This is a genomic window from Leeuwenhoekiella sp. CH_XMU1409-2, from assembly GCF_037029365.1.
GTDB classification, from domain to species: domain Bacteria; phylum Bacteroidota; class Bacteroidia; order Flavobacteriales; family Flavobacteriaceae; genus Leeuwenhoekiella; species Leeuwenhoekiella blandensis.
The window spans coordinates 15,614-41,356 of the sequence record NZ_JAYMEI010000001.1; the positions used below are offsets into that span (position 1 = coordinate 15,614).

At 39.5% G+C, this 25,743-nt stretch carries 16 protein-coding genes; 7 read left to right on the plus strand and 9 right to left on the minus strand.

Annotated features, from left to right (window positions below; translation table 11 throughout):
- Window positions 1-22 precede the first annotated feature (22 nt).
- The 6 genes from WA338_RS00060 to tilS all read right to left on the minus strand — a co-directional run bounded on the left by WA338_RS00060 (window position 23) and on the right by tilS (window position 11,482).
- Window positions 23-1,744 (minus strand): FAD/NAD(P)-binding protein, encoded by a 1,722-nt coding sequence (locus tag WA338_RS00060; RefSeq protein WP_336091761.1) that lies wholly within the window; start codon window positions 1,742-1,744, stop codon window positions 23-25.
- A gap of 116 nt (window positions 1,745-1,860) precedes the next feature.
- Window positions 1,861-3,732 (minus strand): alpha-amylase family glycosyl hydrolase, encoded by a 1,872-nt coding sequence (locus WA338_RS00065; protein ID WP_442913201.1) that lies wholly within the window; start codon window positions 3,730-3,732, stop codon window positions 1,861-1,863.
- Between the two features lie 756 nt (window positions 3,733-4,488).
- Window positions 4,489-6,315 carry a DUF885 domain-containing protein gene (locus WA338_RS00070; RefSeq protein ID WP_009780342.1) on the minus strand — a complete coding sequence of 609 codons (1,827 nt, stop codon included), beginning with the start codon at window positions 6,313-6,315 and terminating at the stop codon, window positions 4,489-4,491.
- A 5-nt stretch (window positions 6,316-6,320) separates the two neighbouring features.
- Window positions 6,321-8,165: a CocE/NonD family hydrolase gene (locus tag WA338_RS00075; RefSeq protein WP_009780343.1), complete on the minus strand. Its 1,845-nt coding sequence runs from the start codon at window positions 8,163-8,165 to the stop codon at window positions 6,321-6,323.
- A gap of 13 nt (window positions 8,166-8,178) precedes the next feature.
- Complete coding sequence (locus WA338_RS00080; RefSeq protein WP_272987362.1) at window positions 8,179-10,179, minus strand: protein-disulfide reductase DsbD family protein; 2,001 nt, start codon at window positions 10,177-10,179, stop codon at window positions 8,179-8,181.
- The gene (gene tilS, locus WA338_RS00085; RefSeq protein WP_336091600.1) at window positions 10,172-11,482 is read right to left on the minus strand and encodes a tRNA lysidine(34) synthetase TilS; all 1,311 of its coding nucleotides are present in this window, start codon (window positions 11,480-11,482) and stop codon (window positions 10,172-10,174) included. Before tilS ends, WA338_RS00080 begins: the two co-directional genes overlap by 8 nt.
- A gap of 380 nt (window positions 11,483-11,862) precedes the next feature.
- On the opposite strand from tilS, the gene WA338_RS00090 reads away from it, so the two are divergent.
- Window positions 11,863-13,578, plus strand: a complete 1,716-nt coding sequence (locus WA338_RS00090) for a SulP family inorganic anion transporter (protein ID WP_040532722.1) — start codon at window positions 11,863-11,865, stop codon at window positions 13,576-13,578.
- On the opposite strand, the gene WA338_RS00095 is transcribed toward WA338_RS00090, so the two are convergent.
- Window positions 13,579-14,532: a lipid A-modifier LpxR family protein gene (locus WA338_RS00095; protein ID WP_272987360.1), complete on the minus strand. Its 954-nt coding sequence runs from the start codon at window positions 14,530-14,532 to the stop codon at window positions 13,579-13,581.
- A gap of 99 nt (window positions 14,533-14,631) precedes the next feature.
- On the opposite strand from WA338_RS00095, the gene WA338_RS00100 reads away from it, so the two are divergent.
- The 6 genes from WA338_RS00100 to cydB all read left to right on the plus strand — a co-directional run bounded on the left by WA338_RS00100 (window position 14,632) and on the right by cydB (window position 20,459).
- Window positions 14,632-15,102 (plus strand): DUF1572 family protein, encoded by a 471-nt coding sequence (locus WA338_RS00100; protein ID WP_272987358.1) that lies wholly within the window; start codon window positions 14,632-14,634, stop codon window positions 15,100-15,102.
- A gap of 30 nt (window positions 15,103-15,132) precedes the next feature.
- Window positions 15,133-16,014, plus strand: a complete 882-nt coding sequence (locus tag WA338_RS00105; RefSeq protein WP_272987357.1) for a sterol desaturase family protein — start codon at window positions 15,133-15,135, stop codon at window positions 16,012-16,014.
- 87 nt (window positions 16,015-16,101) lie between these two features.
- Complete coding sequence (locus tag WA338_RS00110) at window positions 16,102-17,439, plus strand: MBL fold metallo-hydrolase (protein ID WP_336091607.1); 1,338 nt, start codon at window positions 16,102-16,104, stop codon at window positions 17,437-17,439.
- A gap of 7 nt (window positions 17,440-17,446) precedes the next feature.
- Window positions 17,447-17,884, plus strand: a complete 438-nt coding sequence (locus WA338_RS18890; RefSeq protein WP_442913202.1) for a methyltransferase family protein — start codon at window positions 17,447-17,449, stop codon at window positions 17,882-17,884.
- Window positions 17,885-18,029: 145 nt separating this feature from the next.
- Complete coding sequence (locus WA338_RS00115) at window positions 18,030-19,412, plus strand: cytochrome ubiquinol oxidase subunit I (RefSeq protein WP_336091610.1); 1,383 nt, start codon at window positions 18,030-18,032, stop codon at window positions 19,410-19,412.
- 9 nt (window positions 19,413-19,421) lie between these two features.
- On the plus strand, window positions 19,422-20,459 hold the full coding sequence (gene cydB / locus WA338_RS00120; RefSeq protein ID WP_336091612.1) for a cytochrome d ubiquinol oxidase subunit II: 1,038 nt from the start codon (window positions 19,422-19,424) through the stop codon (window positions 20,457-20,459).
- Between the two features lie 185 nt (window positions 20,460-20,644).
- Here the strand turns inward: cydB and WA338_RS00125 are convergent, their stop codons facing one another.
- Window positions 20,645-22,156, minus strand: a complete 1,512-nt coding sequence (locus WA338_RS00125; protein WP_272987350.1) for a glycoside hydrolase — start codon at window positions 22,154-22,156, stop codon at window positions 20,645-20,647.
- Window positions 22,157-22,366: 210 nt separating this feature from the next.
- Window positions 22,367-25,735: a VCBS repeat-containing protein gene (locus WA338_RS00130; protein ID WP_273016285.1), complete on the minus strand. Its 3,369-nt coding sequence runs from the start codon at window positions 25,733-25,735 to the stop codon at window positions 22,367-22,369.
- Between the last annotated feature and the right edge of the window lie 8 nt (window positions 25,736-25,743).

Below are 25,743 nucleotides of genomic sequence, written 5' to 3' on the forward strand. Positions count from 1 at the left end.
TAGTTTACTGGTTTTTAATGGTTTAAACCCTTTTAAGAACTCCTTCAGCCCATTTTTGAGCAGGTTTCCCAAAACATTCGATCAAATCATCTACCCCCACAACACTGCCTTTGGCAAGCCTTCCTAATAGGGCGATATGTTGATGGGTGTTTCCACCTTGACTGATGATACGGCCGTCTTCTAAAGTATGTAGACCTAATTTATAACTCACGGCATCAACGCGCTTATCTTCTCTGAGATGCTCCACTAAAGGGCTACTAACTGCTTTAAGTTGCGGCGCATCGATCACCGAATTAACCATTACGTCTACGTCTACCGATTGCACTCCTTTTGTTAAGCGCCAACCTTCTTCGATCAACTGTATTTCGGGATCCTTAACAAAATCAAGATTCAGTACCTCTGCTTTTACTAAAGCTATAAGTTGCTGCACACTTTTAACCGGTGGTCCGTAAGAATAGCGTTTACTGGCTTCAATGTACTTTACCACATCTACCATCGCGTCATCCCCTAAATTCATATAGGTATAATCGTGATACAACACACTTAAAGCAAAACGCCATACCTGACCCAGACAGTAATCCAAACTAATATCGGTTTTACCGCAAGCCATATTAAGATAAAGCTCCATTGCCTCCAACGGATCTGTATTATGACTTACGAGTAAGGTATGCTCGTGCCCCGGATTCTTTATGAGTTGTAAGGTTAATGCTGAAAGTTGCTCTAAAGAAAGATCAGTAGTTCTCGCTTTGGTCTCCAATCTTTGATAAATACTACTCGTGATCTGCGCTATAGCTTCAATTAAGAACGAAGCATCTTTAATTTCAGAAGCGTTAGCTTCTGCGGTCTCTATCGCCTTGATGAGTAATTCATTTTCTTCAGGAGTAGGCTTAAACCAAGTGTCAATTGCTTCAGAAAGGGGTTTAGGTACGGGCGGTAAGCCATTTAATGAAAACGCTACCAACTCGCGCGGCGCCTCAGCTGAAGGTTTATATTCAAATTCAATGGAATTAGAAATAGGAACAAATTCACCACCAAAACCTATGCTCAAAGCTCTAACCTGATCCACCATAGACAATCCAAAACCGCGTAGCGCGATTTTCGTTTTAGGCGTAATCTCATCTGTCTCTAAAGCTCCTACAGGATAAGGATCTTTATACAGTTTTAAGTTATGTTTCTTGGCGTGTACATCCCATTCAGATAATTGCTTAGAATCATAAGTAGGCTGATGACCAATCGTGAGTACGACTTCATCTACTTTGTAGTGATCCCCTGCTTTGGTCACGATCGTACACCCCGAGGCCTCCGGCTCGATCTGTACAACTTCATGTTGATAAAGTTCCAATAATCCTGCTCCGATAAGCGCCTGCTTTAGCGTTTCAAAGCGCTCGTTTAAATAGCTTCCTATTTTGGAGCGTGAAGGAAAGTGATCCTGATCTCCTGTTGCTTCTCCTTCGTTCAGCTCCAACCATTCCTGATAACCCGGAAATTGCGGAAGATAAACTTCGTCAAAAGAAAGCGCTTTGCGGCCTGCCAAATTGTTTGACAAATTGCGCTCGTGAATATTCGACAAATTGGTAGCCACCTGATCGGGAGACCATATTTGGCCGGCTCCGGGATAGGGTGAAGCTTCAAACAGAAGCACTTGCAGCGGTTGCTGAATATCTAAGTTCTTCTTTGCAACATAAAGACTTTCGAGAGCTGCAAGTCCACGTGGCCCCACACCTACGATACCAATTTTAAACATTTTTGACACAGAAATGATTTTGGGATTATGAAGTTGAAACGATAAAGGTACGGCGTAACACTTTAGGAAGTCGTTAAGCTTAAGCCATAAGGTATTAAGCTTATCATAAATATGCCTTATTCTACCCTAAAAACAAAAGACTGAAGCGGCTTAATATCTACACGCATCCTTGCTGACTGCTCTTCTATAGTTAGCCTTGCTTCTTCTTCGCCATAAAGCTGATCTATTGCTTTGTAAGTTCCGTCATTGAGCTTCCATTGCTTGATGATATCCTGCGGAAGCTGAAGCTCAAAACCAAAAGTATCATTAGCATCAAAGTTGGTTACGATGATGAGTTTATCGGTTTCAGACCAGCGTACAAAAGAGTGCACACGGTCGTTGTACCATTCGGTATGTTGACGGTTATGCCAGTGAATATCTGCATACTCTCCCATTATCGCCGAATTCTCAAGACTGAAATTCAATAGACGTTTATAAAAATCTCTAAGTGCTAGTTCTTCTGAAGTAGATTTTCCACCATCAAAGTTTTTATCATTAACCCAACGCACCACACTGGGCACGCTTCCGTAGTCAAAAATTGAGGTACGCGTAGGATCACCAAAACCCAAATCTTCCAAAGCCGGCTCACCCAATTCCTGACCAAAATAGATCATTGTAGGCGCCTTACTGATCAATGCCGAAACAACCATCGCAGGTTTTCCTTTGTCTGCAGCTCCGGCAAAAGCATCACTAGCGATGCGTTGCTCATCGTGGTTCTCGAGAAAATGTAGCATATTGACTTCAATGTCTTCCTGGTATTTTAAAATGGGTGCAAAATGATCTGTGCTTCCGTGACCTTGCATCACATGTTTTATGGTATCATACAACTCAACTTTATCGTATAAATAATCCATTTTACCTTTAAAAATGTATTCCCGATACAGCTGCGGATTGTAAACTTCGGCCATAAGAAACGCATTGGGACGCTCCATTTTAATAGCGGCATTCATATAACTCCAAAACTCGACAGGCACCATCTCGGCCATATCATAACGAAAGCCGTCAACACCTTTAGCTATCCAAAATAAAGCGATGTCTTTAAACTGTTTCCACGAAGCCGGTACTTCTTTGCCTTCCCAAAATTCAAAGTGCTTTTTATAATCCCAATGTCCTGCATCCTCAGGCAATTCATCAAAATCCTTATGCCCATCAGGACTCACGCCATAGTTGATTTTTACGGTCTCATACCAATCGTTCTGATCAGGCTGTGCATCGCGCGAACCATTACCTGTCCATTTTGCCGGTGATTCTATAAAGTTATGATCTGCGGTTTTAACTTCTTCACCACCCAAAGGCTGATATCCGTTTTGCCATTCTGGGACTTTAAAATCTTCACCGGGAATATAATAGAAGTTGTTATGTTTAGCGTAAGCTACAGAAGTATCATCGTTTTTACCAAAGGCAATGCTGCCTTGTGGCGTATTCAGGCTTTCATATTTACGGGCAACGTGATTGGGAACGATATCTATTATCACTTTTAATCCTGCTTCATGCGTGCGGTTGATGAGGGCATCAAATTCTTCAAGACGGTTTTCCGGGTTTACGGCCATATCAGGATCTACTTGATAATAGTCTTTTACAGCATAAGGGGATCCCGCCCTACCTTTGACCACATCGGGATCATCGTTTGAAATCCCATATGGAGTATAATCGGTTATCACCGCGTGATGTGGTACACCGGTATACCAGATATGTGTAACCCCAAGATCTTTGATCTCCTGCAACGCTTTAGGAGTAAAGTCAACAAACTTTCCTACTCCATTTTCTTCAATAGTACCCCAAGGTTTATTTGTGGTGTTGGTATTCCCAAAAAGTCGGGTAAAAACATGATACACAACTTTTTTTTGGTTGGTCTTTATAGGCGTCATAGCTGATTTTTGAATTGAATTACTCTGACCGCAAGAGATCAAAATAAGTAGGAACAAGTTAACAAAGCTGTATTTAATCATGACGGAAAATTACATAATACTCTGTAATCCTATACTAGTCTGCGTTTACAAATTTAAGAATGCAATCAACCTAAAATTTTAACATAATGCTAAATCGTTTAAATAGGTGTAAAAACAAAAAAGGGGGAAAATCCCCCTTTTGTTGCTGATAGAATATAAATACTTTTATCTCGTATTAATCAATAAAGATTATTACCGTTTATAATCTAATTATTAGGGGAATTAAATTTTAAACGTATTAATGATTTAGGGGTGAAAGGCACTCTGCGCGAGCAGGGTGTTTTTCTTTTTTAGACGGTTTGTAATAAATCGAAAAATTATAAAACGATTTAGTGGAATTTTAACAGAAAGAGTTGGAAATATATTTTGTAAATTTACAATGTCATTGACAATTTAGGGGTGAAAGGCACTTTGCGCGAGCAAGGTGTTTTTCTTTTTTAGGCCTATTTCATCCCCCTTTAATTTTTATAAAACACAGATTTACTGCAATTTAATATGTTCAATTTTTTTCTTGTAAGTCAAGGTTGAATTGAAATTACTCTAGTTTATTTTTTTCTCGTTTTCGAAATTGATAATTGAAACGGTCTCTTCTTATCAGAATACGTTTTCTGAAAATCAGGAATAGTATATAGCCTAGCCAACTAAAAATGGCTACCAAAAACAACCAAAACCAAAGCTCTCTGGAAGACTTGAATTTGCGGTAGCGCAACTCTAGTAATACCAATAGGACAAACAGTATACGTAAATAAACCAAGCTTAAGCTTTTTGCTTTTCTGCAATAAAATCGTCAATCATTTCCTCCAGAATAGAAAGCGGTACTGCACCTTGCCCTAAAACTACCTCGTGGAATTCTCTGATATCAAAAGTTTCCCCAAGTGCTTTTTCTGCTTTTGCTCTAAGATCAAGAATTTTATTCATTCCTACTTTGTAAGCTGTTGCTTGTCCAGGCATCACAATATGACGTTCTACCATTTTGATGCAATCACTTTCGGCATTGGGTGTATTGTCTTTGTAATAGGCGATCCCCTCTTCACGCGTCCATTTCTTGTCGTGAATACCTGTATCGACAACGAGACGGCACGCACGCCAAAGTTCCATAGCGAGACGTCCAAAATCGGCATAAGGATCTTCATAAGCTCCCATTTCTTTTGGTAAATACTCGCAATACAATCCCCAACCTTCTACATACGGCGTATAACCGCCAAACTTCCTAAACTTTGGGATTCCTTCTAATTCCTGAGCAATCGCCAGTTGCATATGATGTCCCGGGATTCCCTCGTGATAGGCCAAAGCTTGCATTTGATATTTAGGCATCGCTTTAATATCAAATAAATTGGCATAATAAATTCCAGGTCTTGATCCGTCTGGAGCAGGCGAATTGTAAAACGCCTTACCGGCACTTTTCTCTCTAAAAGCCTCTACCCTTTTAACGACAATTTCCGCTTTGGGTTTGGTGATGAATAGTTCGTCTAAACGCGCACGCATAGCATCTATAATGCGTTTTGCTTCTTTCATATATGCGGCTCTTCCGGCATCTGAATCTTCGTAGTAAAACTGTTCATCGTTACGCATAAACTCAAAAAAGTCTTGCAAGCTTCCATCAAAACCTACTTGATCTTTTATGGCTTCCATTTCGGTGTGAATGCGTTCTACTTCATCCAACCCTAATTGATGAATTTCTTCAGCCGTCATTTCGGTAGTTGTGGCTCGATTTAGCGCAATTGCATAAAATTTATCTCCTCTGGGAAACTTCCACGCGCCATCATCTGTAGTTGCTCTTACTTTTTGACTTTCTATGAACGTGATCAATTCTTCGTAAGCCGGCTGTAAACTATCTTTTAAAGCTTGATTAGCTTCTTGTAAAAGTATTGCCTTTGTTTCAGTATCAATGTCCAGCGCTTCTACCTTAGATTGAAAATCGGCAAGTATTGGCATCTGCGTGCTCGACTCGTCAAAAGGCTGACCTTTTAAAATATTTTGACTGTCTTCAAGCACACGATCTAATACAAATTTAGGCGGAACGATCTGATTGGTTTCACGAATGCCCAATTGATTGCGAAGCTCTGTAAATAAAGGCTTAACTCCTTTAATTCTTGAAATGTATGCCTTAGCATCGGCAACACTATCAATGCGATGTTTGTTGATCAAAAATGCAGGAACACTCGCATGTAAGCCAAACATTTGATTGACCGGATAATTATAAAAACGATACTCATAGTCTTCGATCTCGTTTTCCAGATTGAGTTTGTAAAGCTTATAACTTATTTGAGTAACGCTATCTAAAGCGGCCAGATCAACCTCTGATTCCAGGTAATCCAGCCGCGCTTTAGCTTGTTTAAGATCTTCAGCCATCTGGTCTGATGAAATATCATCCCATTTACCATAATTTGTCTTTAAGCCTAAACTGGTTTGCCACTGCGGCGATTGGGCGACATCTTCGTCAAACTTGGTATCAAACCAAGAATTAAGCGACGCGCTGGCTTCCGTTATTTCAGCTTGGGTGTACTGCGCTTCTTCTTGATTTTTACACGAATTGTAAAAAAGCACAATACTAAAAAAAACTATGACTGACTGAACTCTCATAAATCTTATTTTAACACATTAAACTGAATTTCAGAATCTCCAAAAACGGTATGTGTTTGTTTCTGGAAATCTTCAGCACTTGCTTTATAAATATTTGGCACAAAAGTCTGTGGATTACGATCGATTAACGGAAACCACGTACTTTGAATTTGAATTTGCACTTTGTGCCCTTTTAGGAAGGTATGGTTTACCCCTTGCAAGGTCAAATCAACTTCGGTTTTTTGATTCGGTTCAAAAGCTTTAGGGGCTCTGAAACTCTCACGAAAACGGCCGCGCATCACTTCGCTACGCACCATCATATGGTAATTGCCCATTTTAAGGTATTTCTGCGTTTCAGGATAATCTTTGGCATCATTAGGATATACGTCAATCACTTTTACCACCCAATCTGCCGCAGTACCTGTGGTTGCCACTTTTAATTTGGCTAAAATTTCACCGGTAATCGTCATATCTTCGTCTAAAACTTCAGTCTCATACACCAATACGTCTGGTCTTCGAGCTGCAAAACGCTGATCATCGGTCATATACTTTCTTGGCGTAAACACCATTTTAATATCTTCAGAATACGGAACCGGTTTTGAAGGATCACTTACAAATGCATTTGCATAATCTGCTATAGCGTTCTCGGTAAGTTTTTGATCTGCTCCTAAATAAAAGCTTTTGGTTTCAGCAGCTTTTGGTGGCCATTGTGCATAGCTGTCCCACTCCCGCGAACCACTGTCATACATAGAAGCCTCAGGAAAATCAATGGTTCCTTCTCCATCATTTTTTAAGAAATGGTTGAAGAACACTGTCTCATAGTTTTGCTGAAAATCTCTTGAAAGATTATCTCCAAAATATACGTTTCCTATAGCCTGACGCTCACTTGAGCGCGCCCAGTCTCCGTGACTCCACGGCCCGTAAACCAAAATGTTATAATTATCGCTGGTTTCTTCGATCTTTCTGTAGGTATTGAACGGTCCATAAAGATCTTCGGCATCAAATAAACCGCCTACAACCATAACAGCAGGCTTGATATCATTTAAATGCTGAATGATTCCGCGGCTTCTCCAGAACTCATCATAATTAGGATGGTCTTTAATTTGCTGCCAGAATACATTATCTTCTTTGTAATACGCATCTAAATTGGTCAACGGACCTGCATCTAAGAAAAATTGATATTGATCTTGTGAAGGAAGGTCAGGAAAAGCGTACCAAGGCTTGGTTACCGGCTCGTCTTTCATATAACCGAAAAGCGAAATCGCTCTCCAGTAGCTTTCTAAAAATGCCCCATTATGATGAAAATCATCAAAGAAGAAATCTGAAATACACGCTTGTGGAGAAACTGCTTTAAGCGCAGGATGTTCACTTAACAACGAATAGGTGGCATAAAAACCGGGATATGAAATTCCCCAAGTTCCCACATTTCCATTGTTGTTGTCTACGTTCTTTACAAGCCAATCGATCGTATCATAGGTATCGCTGGCCTCATCAACTTGTTTTCCTTTTTTATTCGGAATATAAGCACGCATATTGTCGTAAACGCCTTCACTGTTCCAACGGCCACGCACATCTTGCTGCACAAAAATGTTACCTTCTTCAACCATAAATTGATTAGGTCCTATTCTGCCTTTGAAGTTTTCTTCTCCATAAGGTGCACAGCTATACGGCGTACGCATCATTAAAATAGGATACTCTTGTGATTTATCTTTTGGCGAATAAATGGTTGTATGTAACATTACACCATCGCGCATTTTAATTTTTACTTCTTTCTTGTCGTAATGCTCGCGAACGTATGCTTCGGTTTGCGCTTGAGCAGCAACTACGAGAAGTAAGAATACTGCAGTAATTAGATTTTTAATGTTCTTCATTTAAGGGTGTTTATTAGTCATTGAATTTAGAAATTCCTTCTTCAAGCCAGGCTTCAAATTCGTCTACATCTGGTGTGTAGCCTACCGGCGTGTTAAGTTCGTTATCGTTATGATCGAGCAGTACATAATACGGCTGCGCGTTGATCTGATATTTTTCAATCTGAAAGTCGCTCCATTTATTACCAACAGTTTGAATGCGTTTGCCGGTAACTTCACTAACATATTGTTCTGCTTCCGGAAGCTCTTCTTTTAGATCTACAAATAACGAAATGAGCACCACGTCATTTTGTAGTTTTCCTAAAATTTGAGGTTCGCCCCAAACGCGTTCTTCCATCTTACGGCAGTTTACACAGGCCTTCCCTGTAAAATCTAAAAGTACCGGTTTATTTTCAGCTTTTGCATACGCCATTCCTGCATCATAATCGGTAAAGGTCACCAGTTGATAGGGACCAAGTTCGGCTTCTTCAGGCAGCTCACCTTCCGTTAATCCTGCAACACTACCTTTAGAATAACCAACACCATAAGGCGATTCACTATAATTTAAGGGTGGTGGAAAACCGCTGATCAACTTCAACGGGGCGCCCCATAGGCCGGGAATTAAATACAGTGTGAATGATAGGACGAAAAGCCCTAAAATCAATCTTCCTGAAGAAATATGCGGCAACGGACTGTCGTGTGAAAGTCTGATTTTTCCGAAAAGATAAAACGCCATTGCACCAAAAATAGCGATCCAAATCGCTAAGAATACTTCGCGTTCTAAAATATGCGCTTGCAGTACCAAATCAGCATTGGATAAAAATTTAAAAGCTAAGGCAAGCTCTAAAAACCCTAAAACCACTTTTACTGAATTTAACCAACCTCCAGATTTTGGTAAAGAATTCATCAAACCAGGAAACAAGGCAAACAAAGCAAACGGAATCGCGATGGCAAGTGAAAAACCAAGCATTCCTAATACCGGAGCGATACCACCTTCTGAAGCCGCTTGTACCAATAAAGTTCCTACAATAGGTCCTGTACAACTGAAGCTTACAATGGCCAAGGCCAAAGCCATAAAAAAGATGCCTACAATTCCGCCGCGATCTGCTTTTCGATCCACCGCATTTGCCCAAGAATTAGGCAGCATAATCTCAAAAGCTCCAAAGAATGATATGGCAAATACAACCAGAAGTAAAAAGAATACCAAGTTGAACCATACGTTGGTAGATAAGGCGTTCAACGCATCTGCTCCAAAGATCCCCGTTACAATCGAACCTAAAAGTACGTAGATCACTACGATGAAAATTCCGTATAAAATGGCATTTCTACGACCGGTTGCCAGATTCTTACTTTGCTTTGTAAAAAAGCTCACCGTCATGGGTATCATTGGGAACACACAAGGTGTCAACAATGCTAAAAAGCCTGATGCAAAAGCCACGAAAAAGATGGTCCATAAGTCTTGCTTTTCCTCTTGCTTTACAACTTCTTTTACCGGTTCTATTTCTTCGACTTTCTCTTGAACTTTGCCGTAGGCTTGAAATTCATTAAAGTCTTGAAACACCTGTCCTTTTTCGGTAGAAAGATCAAAAACAATATATTTTTCTTCATTGATGCAAACCTCTTTACACACCTGATATTTCAAGATTAGCTTAACATACTCTGTGGTTTCTTCAGCTTTTATCTTTTGGGTAAGTTGCGCCGTTTCTGAAAAAAAGGTCTCATCAACTTCAAAAATATCGCTATAGGATGTAGTCGTCTCGCTTTCTTCAGTAGGACCTTCTAAGGTATAGGCCTCGCCAGCTTCAAGAAATTCTAATTCGAGCGGTAAAGAACCGCCCGGATCTGTAAACTGAGAATACACGTGCCATTCAGGCTCGATGCTCGCATTTAATTTTAAAGTATAAGAAGTTGCCTCTGATTTTTCAACAGAAGCTTCCCATTGTACTGGATTTTGAGTCCCTGCGCCGGGCCCAAAACCTTGTGCATTTCCTGTAAGGGTAAAAACAAGCAGTACAAGAATAGAGCAGTATTTAATCATAGTGTGCGGTAAATTTTAAAAATTGTGAAGTATTTGGGGTTACTTTATATCGATCATCAGTGCGTGCTCCTACAACCCAGATGATGTCTTGGTCGTTACAAAGCAGCCAAACTGACTCTTTATCTAGTGTTGAAAATTTTAAGTCTTTAAAAAACTTACTGAGCTTTTTCTTTCCCTTAAGCCCAAAGGGATAAAACCAATCGCCTTCCTCCCACTTTCTAAGTCTTAAAGGAAACTTTAACTGTTCAGCATCAAAAATAGCTTCGGTTTTGTTTAACTGGGTCAATTGGTCCACATTTTCTTTCATCAGGGTAAGACCATTAAGATCGACTTTCTCAATATCTACGTACCAAAGTACTTCCTCAGTTTCCGCTTGATGTTCGGTCAACAAAAGAAAATCACGGTCCTTGATCAGCCGATGCTTTGCTGTGGCCACATATTTGCCCGCCTGCGCATCGAGTAACTCATAAATATCATCCCAAGCAGTAAATTCAAAATCCTTTAAAAGTTGGTAAAGAACGGCTTTGGTATTTGGCGTTTCTTTTAATTTCTGAATATTGAATTGATAGCCCTTAAAAGATTGGGTCACGATCTGTGAAAATAACAACGCTGTATAATCTTCTAACAGAAGTGCTGTTTCTTTTAAATGCTGCTGACTTTTTTGAAACTGAGTCAAAAACTGTGGAGCGGCTTCTTCTAAAGCTGGAATTGCGTGATGTCTTAAATGATTGCGCAAATACTTGTCTGAAGCATTGCTGCTGTCCTCCCGCCACGCTAGCGTATTTGCTTCGGCATAGGTTAAAATCTCTTCTCTGCTAAAAGGCAATAACGGACGTACGAGTCGGTCGTTTTCGGCAGTAATTCCGGTAAGTCCGTTTAATCCTGAACCTCTGCTCAAATTGATGAGAAAGGTTTCCAGATCATCTTTTGCGTGATGCGCTGTAGCAAGAAAAGGTAAATGGTGAAGTTGACAAAGTTCTTCAAACCAGTGATATCGCAATTCCCTCGCCGCCATTTGAATAGACACTTTTTGGTCTTGAGCATAGGCTTCGGTATCAAAGTTTTGCACGTGAAACTTCACTTGAAGTTTTTCGGCCAACTTTTCAACATAATCCGCATCTGCATCGCTCTCCTTTCCGCGAAGGTTAAAATTACAATGTGCGATCTCAAAATCGATTTTACACTCCGAAAACAAATGTGCTAAAACCACACTATCTAATCCGCCGCTTACCGCTAGTAAAACACGAGCATCCAGTAGCTTTTTAAAATGGGATTCAATATGAAGTTTAAATGTTTTGATCATAAAAACAAGTGCCGTTCTTGCGCTGTCTCTTTTATAAAATCTAAAACCGTAAATATACAATTTAAGCTGCGTAAGCCTGTAGATGAAATGCCAACTTTATTGGCACCGCCAAAGGGTTTAATGCACAAAGGCCTGCCTTAGTCGGCAGGCAAGCTTGCCTCGACATTGAAAATGCGTTTTCAACCAATGCCTCTTGGGCTTGCCTTGTCGTCAAACAGGCTTGCCCTGAGGTAGTTTATTTAGTAAGTATTTAACGCATTAGGTTTTTGAAATTTTCAATTTGATGGGCTTAATATTGTATTTTTAATCGAAACCCTATGTAACATGTGTTACGAGCATATCAATGCACACAGTATATATTTGCCCATAAATTTGAATCCTTGAAGAAATTCTTTCCCATATTTGACTGGTTACCAAACTACAGGAAAAGCTACTTAGCCGGTGATATTTCTGCTGGAATAACTGTGGGTATTATGCTTATTCCGCAAGGAATGGCGTATGCCATGATTGCCGGTTTACCTCCGGTATTTGGACTTTACGCCGCTCTTTTACCTCAGGTAATTTATGCGATTATGGGTACATCGCGCCAACTGGCAATTGGACCGGTAGCGATGGATTCGCTCATAATTGCATCAGGTTTGGGAGCGCTGTCGCTAAGCGGTATCAACGAATATATCTCGATGGCTATTTTTCTGGCGTTGTTTGTTGGAATCATTCAAGTATTGATGGGTTTTTTAAAAATGGGCTTTTTAGTCAATTTTTTATCCAAGCCTGTGATTAGCGGTTTCACTTCTGCAGCCGCCTTAATAATAGGTATCACACAACTCAAACACTTATTAGGTATCACGGTAAGCAGCAATAAAACCCTGCCTATCATTAAACAAACCCTTGCGCAGCTTGATCAGATCAATCCTGTTGCAGTAGCGGTAGGACTTGCCGGTATTGGAATTATGTTATTGATCAAACGTATAAGTAGTCAAATTCCCGCTGCTATTGTTGTAGTCATCTTTGGTATTTCACTAGCTTATTTTACGCCACTTACCAATTACGGACTCATTCTCGTGGGAAAAATACCGGATGGCTTACCGAGTTTTGGTGTTCCATCGGTTCCTTGGGAAGATCTTGGTCAGCTTTTCACCCTTGCACTGGCAATGTCCTTAATCGCTTTTATGGAAGTCGTATCTATTGGTAAAGCACTCGAAGAAAAGGTAAAATCCAATACGATCAATCCCAATCAAGAACTTATAGCTTTGGGAACAGGTAATATCGTGGGGTCTTTCTTTCAATGTTATCCTACTACCGCTGGTTTTAGCCGTACTGCGGTAAATTTTCAAGCAGGTGCAAAAACGGGAGTTGCTGCTTTTATTAGTGCAAGCTTGGTTGCGCTTACCCTACTCTTTCTGACTCCGGTTTTCTATTATTTGCCTAATGCCATTCTTGCTTCGATCATTATGCTGGCGATTACAAGCTTGATCGATCTTAACTATCCTAAAGAGCTTTACAAGAATCAAAAAGATGAGTTTCTATTGCTAATCGCTACTTTTCTAATCACCTTATTTGTTGGGATTCAAGAGGGAATTATTCTAGGTGTTTTGTTCTCATTACTCTTGATGGTTTACCGCACCTCAAAACCACATATGGCAGTGTTGGGTCAAATAAAAGGAACCACATATTTCAAAAACATCAACCGTTTTGCTACCGACATCATCGATCGTAAAGACATCTTGGTCGTGCGTTTTGATGCACAATTGTTCTTCGGAAATAAAGACTACTTCTATAAAGAGCTTAAAAAACATATTAAAGCAAAAGGTCCTGAACTTAAAACCATTATCATCAATGCTGAAGCGATAAATTATGTTGACAGTAGCGCTATTTATATTTTGAAATACCTCATTCTAGAACTGCGACAAAAAGAGATCACCTTAATGATCGCCGCTGCTACCGGACCTACACGCGATATTCTGTTTAAAACCGGAGTTACGGAATTATTAGGTGCCGAAAACTTATTTGTACGTGTGGTTGAAGCAGTAGAATTTATTGACGGCGTGCATCCTCGTACCGAAATTGAAGATCGTGTCTCCCGACAGAAATTTTAATCAATTGAATTTATAGGTTCCGGCTAAAATTGCAAATCGGTGCGGGTCGTTTCCTTTTATTTCACCTTCGGTATAATTCCATTTTAAACCGATCGTATAGCGTTTCTGCGAAAAGAAAAACCCAACGTGTCCATTTAAAATACTGTGATTTACAAGATCGCGGGGAACTACTTTTTCGCCTTGCGCATTTGCATTTTCAATGGTCGCATTAAAAGCAGAAAAATTCATATTGAAACCGGCTTCGAGAAAAAATTCGGTTTCTCCAGAACCTAAAAGACTTTGTTGGCGCGCCACCGATTTGCCAATAGTATTAAATTGACCAAATCTAAAATAAGCACCTTGCTCAAAAAGGGTAAAAATGTTTCCGGCAGAAATTCGACTGAAACTGTAAAGATTCAGCCATTTTTCAGTGAAAATATCTTGAGCGTAATTCGCTCGTACATTGAAACCAAACTGATTAGGAATCTGCTCTTCCCATTGATCTACAAAAATGTCTCTCGAGAAGTTTTTGTGAATAAAATTCTGTATTTCCCCTGCTTGCACTGCGGGTCCTAAGATCCCTAAATCTACTTTCAATTGAAGAAACGCCTTTTTAAATCCGTAGTTATTAGCAAAATCTACATAACCCCAACCAGCATACGGCTGTCTGGTTTTGACGATTTGATACGTTCGCGCATAATCTGGGGTGCATGCTTGAATGTGCAACCCAATATTATGACTAAAAGCTTCTTTTTGCGGAAAAAGCGACGCAAGCATCTTAGCGTTTTCTGGGCGCCAGTTAAAACCTAGATGAATCCCATAAGTATAGTGCCAGTCTGTGCGCGTTCCAAAGATTGTAAAATCATTATCGTGGCCTGCCAGCACTTCATATTTATAGGCGGTGTCCTGCTGTGCTTTCAGTAGAAAAGGAATTATAAAAAGCCACAAAGCAATACCGATTTTTGCAATCTTCATTGGTCTAAACTAAGTAGTTTTAAATTTAAACACAACCGCTTTCATAAGAATGTCAAGATTTGATTAAATTTAAAAAGCAGGGTTTAATTCAATAAAACTATGTCACAAGCAGCAGCTCTGGCTCAAAGACTTCAGGAAGTTATTCTTGACGGTATGTGGATCGCCAATACCAATTTTAAAAAGGAACTCGATAACACCTCACTTGACGAAGTTTCTATACAAATTAAAACTTACAATACTGTCGAGGTTCTTGCGCAACATATTCATTATTACATCGCAGGTGTAAAGCAGGTTTTTCTTGTTGGTGAGCTCAGCATTAGCGATCGATTTAGTTTTGATTTTGAGCCTATGCAAAACGATGAAGCGTGGCAAAACTTCTTGGCGCTTTTCTGGAAAGATACCGAAGAGCTCGTCAATTTGATCAAAACTTTAACTGATGATCAACTAGATGCTATTTTTGTAAAAGAAGCCTACGGAAGTTACAAACGCAATATTGAAGCACTCATTGAACACAGTTATTATCATTTGGGGCAAATCGTACTCCAGCTAAAAACCGAAGCAATAACGTAATTTTACAGCACTGAAACCGACTTATAAAACGTGGATAAATATCTAAAGATCATACAAGATTCCTTTACTGGATATTTTAATTACCTGGTTGATGAGATCACCAATCCCGGGTGGACCAACTATTTCTATTGGCTTCTCGGGCTCTCGTTACTTGTTTTTGCATTTGAGATCATAATTCCCTGGCGTAAAAAACAACCAATTTTTAGAAAGGGATTTTGGCTCGATGCGTTTTATATGATCTTCAATTTCTTTCTGTTCTCTTTGATTGGTTACAACGCGCTCTCAAATGTAGGCGTCGAACTCTTCAATGACTTTTTAGGACTTTTCGGGATAGATAATTTGGTTGCGATCGAGGTTCAAGACTTTCCGGTTTGGGCGCAGCTTTTAATCATGTTTGTTATCGCCGATTTTATTCAGTGGAATGTGCACCGAATGCTACATCGGGTACCGTGGTTGTGGAAATTTCATCAAGTGCATCACAGTGTAAAAGAAATGGGCTTTGCGGCTCAATTTCGGTTTCATTTTGTGGAGACCTTAGTATATAAAAGTGCGCAGTACATTCCGCTGGCGATGATCGGTTTTGGGATCGAACAATTTTTTGTAGTACATATGTTTTCAGTATTCATCGGTCACTTAAACCACGCCAATCTCGATTGGAGTTATGGTCCGCTGGGTTATATTTTAAACAATCCTCGCATGCATATTTGGCATCACGCTAAAGCGCTTCCGCCAGAACATAAATACGGGATGAATTTCGGCTTAAGTCTAAGCATTTGGGACTATCTTTTTGGCACCGCATATATTCCAAAAAGCGGAAAGAACATTGAAATAGGTTTTGACGGAGATGAGCGTTTTCCTCACGATTTTACGGGACAACTCACCTATCCTTTTAAGGAGCATTCTTCCAAATAATTGCAGTCTTAGTATTCAAAGCTAGTGTATCAAAGGTTACACCCACAAGCTGTAGCCTTTTTTATTTTTGAGTAAAATTTCAATGCTATGACAATTAAACAATTTGAATACAAACCTTTAGCCCATTTTTCTTACGCAATTTTGAGTGATAACAAGATCGCTTTAGTAGACCCAGAACGTGATCCCGCGCAATACTATGCCTTTGCAGAAAAACACAATGCGCAAATCGTAGCTGTTTTTGAAACACACCCGCACGCCGATTTTATTTCTTCCCATCTACAAATTCATAAAGAAACGGGCGCTACTATTTATGCTAGCAAATTACTAGGTGCAGACTATGCACACGAGCATTTTGATGATGGCGACTTTGTTGAGATGGGTAAAATTCAATTTAAAGCAGTTAATACACCGGGACATTCTCCCGATAGTATCACGATAGTCGCTTCAACCGAAAATGAAACGGCTCTTTTTACAGGAGACACTTTATTTATAGGGGATGTAGGTCGTCCTGATCTGCGTGAGAAAGCAGGAAAAATGAAAGCTAAACGCATAGACCTTGCAAAGTCTATGTATAAGACGATGACAAGCGCTTACAACGAATTTAACGATGATGCGGTTGTTTATCCAGCGCACGGAGCAGGTTCGCTTTGCGGAAAAAATATGAGCAGCGATGGCAGCAGCACACTTGGTGAGCAACGTGCTACCAATTGGGCTTTTAAAGAACAGTCTGAAGAAACTTTTGTAAATCATTTACTGGATTCTCAGCCGTTCATTCCGCATTACTTTGGTTTTGATGTGGATATTAATAAAACCGGAGCGCTAAACTTGAATAGCAGCTTGGCTGATATCCCTTTAAAACTTTATGAAACGCACCTGAATGGTGATGCATTAGTTATAGATACCCGTTTAGAAGAAGATTTTAAGAATGGGCATAAGCGCAACAGTTTGAATATTATGGCGACCAAACCAGAGCATAAATTTGAAACCTGGTTGGGTGCTATTGTAAAACCTGAAGAAGAATTTTGTCTTGTCGCTAACAGTGCCGCTCACGCTGAAACGCTACTCGATCGCGTGAGCAAAATAGGTTATGAGCATCAAGTTAAAATGGTCTATACACTTGGTGAACAAGATTGGCTCGAAATGAAGGATCTGGATCTGGAAGACTTCAAGAAAAACACAAAGGATTATACTATAGTTGATATTCGAAATCAAAGTGAAACGGAAGCCGGTAAATTCTTTGATCACGCCATAACCATTCCACTTAATGAATTGCGCGATCGTTATGAGGAGATTCCGGTAGATAAACCTATCGTGGTGCACTGTGCAGGTGGCTATCGTAGCGCTGCCGGAAGCAGTATATTGGCAATGCATATTGATGAAGTTTCAGTCTATGATCTAGGAGATGCAGTAAAAAACTTTCAATAGCATTTAAATGAAAAAGGCATACAATATTTTATTTGTAACACTGCAAATTATAATAATGTGTGCCTTTTTCTTTCCAATAAGCCTTCTTAAATTCAGATTACCGGAAGCCTTTAATTACGGAGCTTATGCCCTATTTATTCTCGGAATGCTATGCGTTGTCATTGCCCTTTATCAATTACGGCATCAATTATCCCCATTTCCTAGTCCGCATAAGAATTCAAGCCTTATAGACTTCGGAATATTTAGATACAGTAGACACCCTATCTATTTTGGAATCTTACTTTTATTTTTAAGTCTATCGATCTTATTTCAAGAGGTATACAAGCTCGTTTTGACAGCTGTTCTTTATCTCTTCTTCTGCTGGAAATCTACTTTTGAAGAAAACTTACTCATGGCTCGCTTTCCCGAATACAAGAATTACAGAAAGAAAACCCCAAGGTTTTAAGTCCTTTTAATTTCAAAAAAAATGAAAGAACTTTAACAAGAAAACCTAGTGTTTTCAAGCTTTCAACCCAAGATTGGATTGTAAATTTATATCAGAATAAAAGCTTCAAAAGCTTTTATAAATCAACCTCCAAGAACCCATAAAAATGGATGTCGAATTACTCGCCCGAATTCAATTTGCCTTTACAGTAGCCTTTCATTACATCTACCCACCTCTAAGTATCGGAATCGGATTATTGATGGTCATCTTTGAAAGTCTATATGTAAAAACCAAAAAAGAAGATTACCACATTCTCGCAAAGTTTTGGACTAAAATCTTTGCACTCACATTCGGAATTGGTGTCGTTACCGGCATTGTAATGGAGTTTGAATTTGGTACCAATTGGGCCACCTATTCGCGTTATGTAGGAGATGTTTTTGGAAGCGCGCTCGCAGCTGAAGGTATTTTTGCCTTTGCTCTTGAAAGTGGTTTTTTAGGCGTGTTACTTTTTGGCTGGAACCGTGTAAAACCTTGGGTTCACTTGGTTTCAACAATTGGCGTATTTTTAGGTTCTATGTTTTCTGCGATCTGGATCGTAGTCGCAAACAGCTGGCAACAAACCCCGGCAGGTTATCATATTGTAGGAGAAGGTATGAAAGCCCGCGCAGAGATCACCGATTTTTGGGCGATGGTTTTCAATCCGTCGAGTATAGAACGTATTTGGCACGTTTGGTTAGGTGCTTTTCTAGCGGGAGTATTCCTAATTCTTAGTGTACACGCCTACTATATCTTAAAAGGACGTTATGTGAGCATTTCAAAAAAAGCATTTAAGATCACACTTATCATTGCTACTATAACTTCGCTCGCTCAACTTGTAGCAGGGCACGCATCGGCAGAAGTCGTTGCAGAACATCAACCTGCAAAATTAGCCGCACTTGAAGGACATTATGATGAAAGCGCTGCGGCAGACATGTATCTTCTGGGTTGGGTAGATCAAGAGAATCAGGAAGTGACCGGTTTAGCAATTCCCGGTGGATTGTCGTTTTTATTAGATCAGGATTTTGAAGCTCCTGTAACCGGTTTAAATGCGTTCCCCGAAGATGAGCGTCCGTCTCAGGTTAATGCTGTTTTTCAGTTTTATCACCTTATGGTTGCCATCGGGATGTTTTTGATCGCACTTACTTTATATGCTTCTTTTTTAATGTGGAAGAAGAAACTGTTTTCTAAAAAGTGGTTGCTTTGGGTTTTTGTCTTTACTGCTCTGCTTCCGCAGATCGCTAATCAAGTAGGCTGGTTCTCTGCAGAAATGGGTCGGCAACCTTGGGTGGTTTACGGCTTACTGCGCACTAACGAAGCCTTTTCTCAAGCAGTAACGGCGAATCAAGTCTTATTTTCTTTAATCCTTTTTTTTGCCGTCTACGCCCTGCTCTTTTTACTTTTTGTTTACTTACTTAATAAAAAAATTAAGCACGGACCTTACGAAGAGGCCAATGACGAAGATGACGACAGACCATTAACCAAAGAAATCAGCGAAGTAGTAACAGGATAACAGAATAGTATGGAAACAATTTTAGGTATAGATTATCCCACGTGGTGGTTTTTCGTAATTGGCGGTTTATTCTCAGGCTATGCGATTTTAGATGGATTTGATTTTGGTGCAGGGGCTTGGCATCTCTTTTTTAAAAAGGAATTGAATCGTCGTATTGCACTTAATGCTGTTGGTCCTGTTTGGGATGGAAACGAAGTTTGGCTCGTGATTGGCGGCGGAGCGCTATTTGCCGGTTTCCCTGTGATGTACGCGACACTTTTTTCTTCGTTGTATATTCCGTTTATGCTGTTTTTGATCTTCATCATTTTCAGAGCCATTTCAATCGAATTTAGAGGAAAAGAAGAAATGCTTTGGTGGCGTAAACTTTGGGATGTTTGTTATAGCATTTCAAGTATAATGCTCGCTTTTTTGCTAGGTGTCGTTTTAGGAAATGTGCTGCAAGGCTTTGCCATAGGCGAAAATTACCAATATACCGGCTCCGGCTTTTTTGAATTTCTGAATCCGTATGCGATTATGACCGGAGTAACGACACTTGCGTTGTTTATGGCACACGGAGCCATTTACCTGCTTCTAAAAACCGAAGGAGCGATGTTTGAAAAACTCACCAATCTACTCCAAAAAGGAATGATCTTTTTTATGGTGAGCTTTGCGATCACTACGCTGTATACACTGCTTTACATTCCGCATTTGTCTGACGACTTTAAAAGTGCTCCTGTACTATTTGCGGTACCGGTGCTCACCTTTTTAAGTATTGCAAACGTACCACGATTGGCGAGTAAGAAGAATTATAAACTGGCATTTTTCTTTTCGTCGCTAACCATCAGCCTTTTGCTGGTTTTAGTTGCTGTAGAACTTTATCCTAACCTACTCTTTTCTACAGTTGACCCAAAATATAGTATCGATGTTTATGAAGCTGCTTCTTCTGAGCGTTCATTAGGGATTATGCTTTTATTTGTAGCCATCGGTGGTCCACTGGTTTTAGGATATACCTTTTTTGTGTACCGTACCTTTAGAGGAAAAGTCAAACTTGACGATCATAGTTATTAAAATAGATAATCATCCTGAGGCATTGCTTGAAAACGAATTTTCAATTTCGAGGCATCCCGATAGCTATCGGGACCGAGTATTAAACCCTTTGACGGCGCCAATAAAAAAAGCCCCTATAACGGGGCTTTTTTGCTGCTTAAAGTATAAAACACACTTATAATTAACCTTAAACAGTTTTCTATAGGCTAGCTTTTTGTTTCAAGAATTACGGTAACCACAGCCTTTTTAGGGATTTCAAATCCGTTGTTGGTTGTTAGCTCTTTCAGTTCTAGATTATGCGTTTCTGAAGTTATGTAGCTATTTGCTTTATAAGATTCGGTATACTTTGATAATGCTACCGCTTTACTTTTTTCGGTATCATTTATAAAAACGAGTACTATTTTATCCTTTTCCGGACTTCTAAATGCCGAATACAAAAACTTCTCATCTGGTGTTGACGCTTCAAGCTCCTGAAGATGTATACGCGTATATCCCGGGCGAATAAATCTACTGTAATTACCAAGCGTCCAGAGCATTTTACTTTCGTAAACAGTTCCATCATTTTTGTTTTTATCGATATAAACCAGACCATCTTTATAATCATAGGCTGAGATTGCGGTCCACCAATGCCACGCACTAGCGTTTGCGACGACCAGATCGGTATTGATCACTTTTGCCATATACAATGCTGCGGTCATTCCTAAATCTCTACCATTACCTTCGATTTCACCAGCATTATCCCCTAGGATGCAATATTCACTCATCCAGAAATGTAGATCTGAAATTTCATCTATGGCACTGTTAAGCTGTTTACGCTGATCTACAAGTCGTGAAAATGGTGAAGTTGTAAAATAACTGTGTGCGGAAACAGCATGATTTACTCGTGCCAAATGACCCAGATAGTTTTTTGAATTAGTATTAAAAAAGGTTTGAATCACGTTTGCTCTTCCTGATTTGTTTCCGTTTTCAAACAAATAGTTTATTTGAGCGGTTTCAGGAATATCAATATAGGTGGTGTTAAGATTGCGCCGTTGAAGTTCGTGATCTAAGGCTACAACCAAATCTTTTATCTGATCGTTCCAAAAAGGAGTTCCTTCTTGACCACCATCTGCCCAATCCCATTGCGGTTCATTTATAGGACTTATATAATTTATATCCAGGCCTATTTTTGAAAAGCCTTCGGTCACATCTGCAAGATATTTTGCGAACGCTTCATTTTTAGTGGGATCAAGGTTACTTTGAGCCTTATCGCTGGTATAGGCTTTTCCGTTTCTGGTGAATTGAACCGGCGGACTATTAGAAAAAACCAATAGTTGTTCTACACCTCGTTCTTTTGCAGCTTTAGCAAACCAAACTTGTCCGCTTTGCTTGCTCCAATCGTACGTTCCTTCTTGAGTAAGAAAACTTTCCGCTCTGCGCCATTCGTCGCGAATGCCGCTTGATTTTCCTTGCTCTGCACTACCCGCTCCTAAATTAAAGCGCCAAAGACTTAAGCCTATTCCTTTAGGATTTCCATCTTGATCATTCTGCGTGCTGAAAAGCAAATCAGCGATTTGTTCTCTTTTTTCTAAAGGCCAATTTTTGCCTACAAATTGCACTGACCACGCATCTGACGCACCAAAATTATCGATCTTTTGAAAAGTCGTCTCAGCATCTAAATCTAAATGAATTAAATCTGGTGACTTCTGATCTTCCCTATTTGAATGCCAACTTAGCAATGTTAAAACAACAAAGAGGCCGAAAAAAAGAATTCCTATTTTAAAACTTGTGATCTTCAACTTGTGAATAAAAGCTTCTGTTAATTAATTGATAACGATTACAATTATCCAACTTTTCTAAGATTATTGCCGTCTACAAAATGCTCTTATTGGAGGTGTAGAACGTTCAAAACATAAAATGGAACACTTTTCTACATAAAATCAAAGTGCCTATGGATTCACTTCGTGCAAACTCGCAAAATCGTTATTACGCGTAACCAAAACTTTGGTGGCTCCTGAAGCAAAACGTACCAAATTGAGATCACGAATGTCCCCACGCAAATTTAACTGTTCAGCTTCTTTGAGTGAGATCCATTTACCATTTTCAAATTGAAGTAAACTACCAAAAGAAGCATCCATCTGCCCCAGACTTATTTTGAAAGGAAAGAAATTACCGGCTGCTAAAACTTCTTTATTTCCATCGTTATTGAAGTCTTCAACTATAAAATGCTGCACTACCGAAGCTTGTGCTTCAACTGGTAAAGGTTCTAAATGGAAAGATTCATTTCCTGAATTCACCAAAACCGAAGAACGCAATTCTTTAATATCAAGAACAAATCGAGGTTTGATTTGAGCTACTTCCAGCAATTCTTCAGTGGTGGTTTTTGCATAATCTTCATAATACGGAAAGTGCTTCTTCAACCCGGGAACTTGTGCTAAAAGTTCGTCCCGACCGGCTAGCGGATAATTTTTATGCTGAATATAATAGGACAAGATCGGATCAATTCGGCCATTATTATCAATATCTTGAATGTAATACCGCATAGGCTCTTCTGCCGAAGCTTTTAATTGCGAATTGAGCCCCATATTTCCTAATAAATAATCAGTGTCCCCGTCATTATCAAAATCAAAAGGAACAATTGAAGTCCACCAGCCTGTAGCATCGTTGAGATCATAGGCATCACTTTTGGCTAAGACGCCTTGTTTATTCTTTAATATCGTGATTGGCATCCACTCTCCTACTACGATCAAATCTTGCCAGCCGTCTGCATCAATATCTTCCCAAATGGCGTCGGTAACCATTCCTAAGTTAGCAATATCATAATTGCGCTGCGCTTCAAAAACAATACGACCATCGCTACTTTTATTCTCGAGCAAGATACTTTTGGGAGTCATAGGATAGTTTTTTCCGTTCAATCGTCCTCCTACAAATACGTCAAGATCGCCGTCCTTATCAAAATCTGTTGCTTTGACGGTTGCACCGCTAAAACGCATATCAGGTAAAGCATCTTTAGCCTCAGTAAACTTGGCATTGCCGTCATTAAGGTATAATCTATCCTGATAGAAATCATCACCGTTAAACGCTTCATTACCACCACTCACAACATACAAGTCTAAATCTCCATCTCCATCGGCATCAAAAAACAAGGATCCTAAATCTTCTTGAGCAGTCGCCCCGGGGGAAGTCCAAGGTTGATTGTCATTAAACGGTTTAAACGTTTCATCTGTTTGACCAAGAAACAGAACTGCCGGTTGCTCTTTTGCAGCTTCAAAATAAATATCGTCATTACCATCATTATTGAGGTCTGCGACACTGGCTTTGCCGCCTAACATTGATGCTCTGTAAAGAATTAAATTCTCACTATTAAAGTCTTGGTACGCATTTTCTTGATGCTTAAATTCAAGGTTTGATGTTTTTGTAATGTCTTTAAAGAATGCCTGAGCTTCATTTGATCCTGAACTGGCATATGCTTCAGCATCTTCTTCTTTAAGTACCAAGGTTTGATTGACTTTAAAATCTTTAAGTACCGAAGTTTTTCCGCCAGGCCAAAGGATTTTAAGTTCGTCAACATTTTGAATTGCTCCTGTACCAAGGGTCAGCACAGGTTCTACTGAAGATTGATAACCGCGACCATAATAGACTTCTTGATAAACAGTGGTTGAATCGTTTAGCTTCAGCAAGACTTTTGCTCCTAAGGCTTTAGCATTTTGACCGGAACCTTCCAGTTGAATTTTTAAATAATTATGGTTGAGATTATTTGTGTTGTTTTGGTACAAACTTATTGGAGCATTGAGATTATTGACAATAAGATCAAGGTCGCCATCATTATCAAAATCTGCATAAGCAGCTGCATTGGATACCGTTTTTTTCTCAATTCCCCATTCTGAAGTCTTGTCTACAAATTGCGCCTCACCCTTATTTTTGTAGACATAATTAGATACTTTGGTCGAGGACATTTTACTAACCAAGAGTCCAATATCTACATTTGAATGCGACTGTTGCGCTTGACTGATCGCTTCATTTACCGTATAGTTTGTAAAATCAAGATTGCTAAAGTCTCTCAAATAACCATTGGTAATAAAGATGTCTTTGAGGCCGTCATTATCAAAATCTGCCAGTAAAGGCGCCCAACTCCAATCTGTATTAGAAACGCCTGAGAGTTGCGCTTGCTCACTAAAAGCTAAACTTGAATCTGCCGAAACACTTCGGTTTAACTGAAGCGTATTACGCATATATTGATGATGGTAACCGCTATCTACAAGCGTGCGCTCTCTATTGAATTGATCGGGACCTTTAAGTACTTTTTGTCGGTAATTATCCTCAGGCAACATATCAAGGACAAACACATCAGGCTTTTGATCATTATTTAAATCAGCAATATCAGAACCCATTGAAAATTTTGATAAATGACCGAATGCGGATTTTGAAATGTCTTTAAAGGTTCCGTTTTGTTGGTTTATGTAACAAAAATCCTGTTCTACATAATCATTAGTCACATAAATATCAGGATAACCGTCATTGTTTAAATCGCTTATTGAAGCACTGAGGCCAAAATTTATTCCGGTCCCATTAATCCCAGAACCTTCAGAAACTTCAACAAATTTGTTTCCAATATTTTCAAACAATTTATTGCCATAATACGGATGTCTGAGACTTCGTAACTTTTTTACGTTTATAAGGGTATTGTAAAATTTATTGGCGTGATTCAATAAAAACATGTCCAAATCGCCATCCAGATCATAATCTAAAAAATAGGCTTGTGTGCTAAAGCTTCCCGCCGCATCCAGACCATATTCTTTGGCCATTTCTTTAAAAACAGGAACACCGTCTGCGTTATTACCTTGATTGATGAATAAGGCATTAGATCTACCTTCATAATTTGGTATAACCGGCTCAGCATGGCCTTCTTTTTTTGAGTTTCCGGAATAGGACAAATACAGATCCATCAAACCGTCACCATTCACATCTGCGGCTGTGACACCTGTTTTCCAGCCTTGCTTTTCTTTGATTTCGGCAGTTTGGGTTACGTCTTTAAAGTTCCATTTACCAAGATTAAGAAATAGTTTATTGGCAACCTGATTCCCAGAAAGATATACATCTGCAAAACCATCGTTGTTAAAATCTGCCACTGCAACGCCACCACCGTTATAAAAATACTCGTAGGTCATCACATTCTCGGCATCAGTTTCAGTGAGCCTATTTTCAAAATCTAAACCTGCTTCAAAGGCATCTACTTCTGTAAAAAGTGTTTTTTCTTTACACGAAAGCATAAAGAAAGCTGAAAATAAAATACCAACAGAACATCTATATAAAGACATGTTTTATA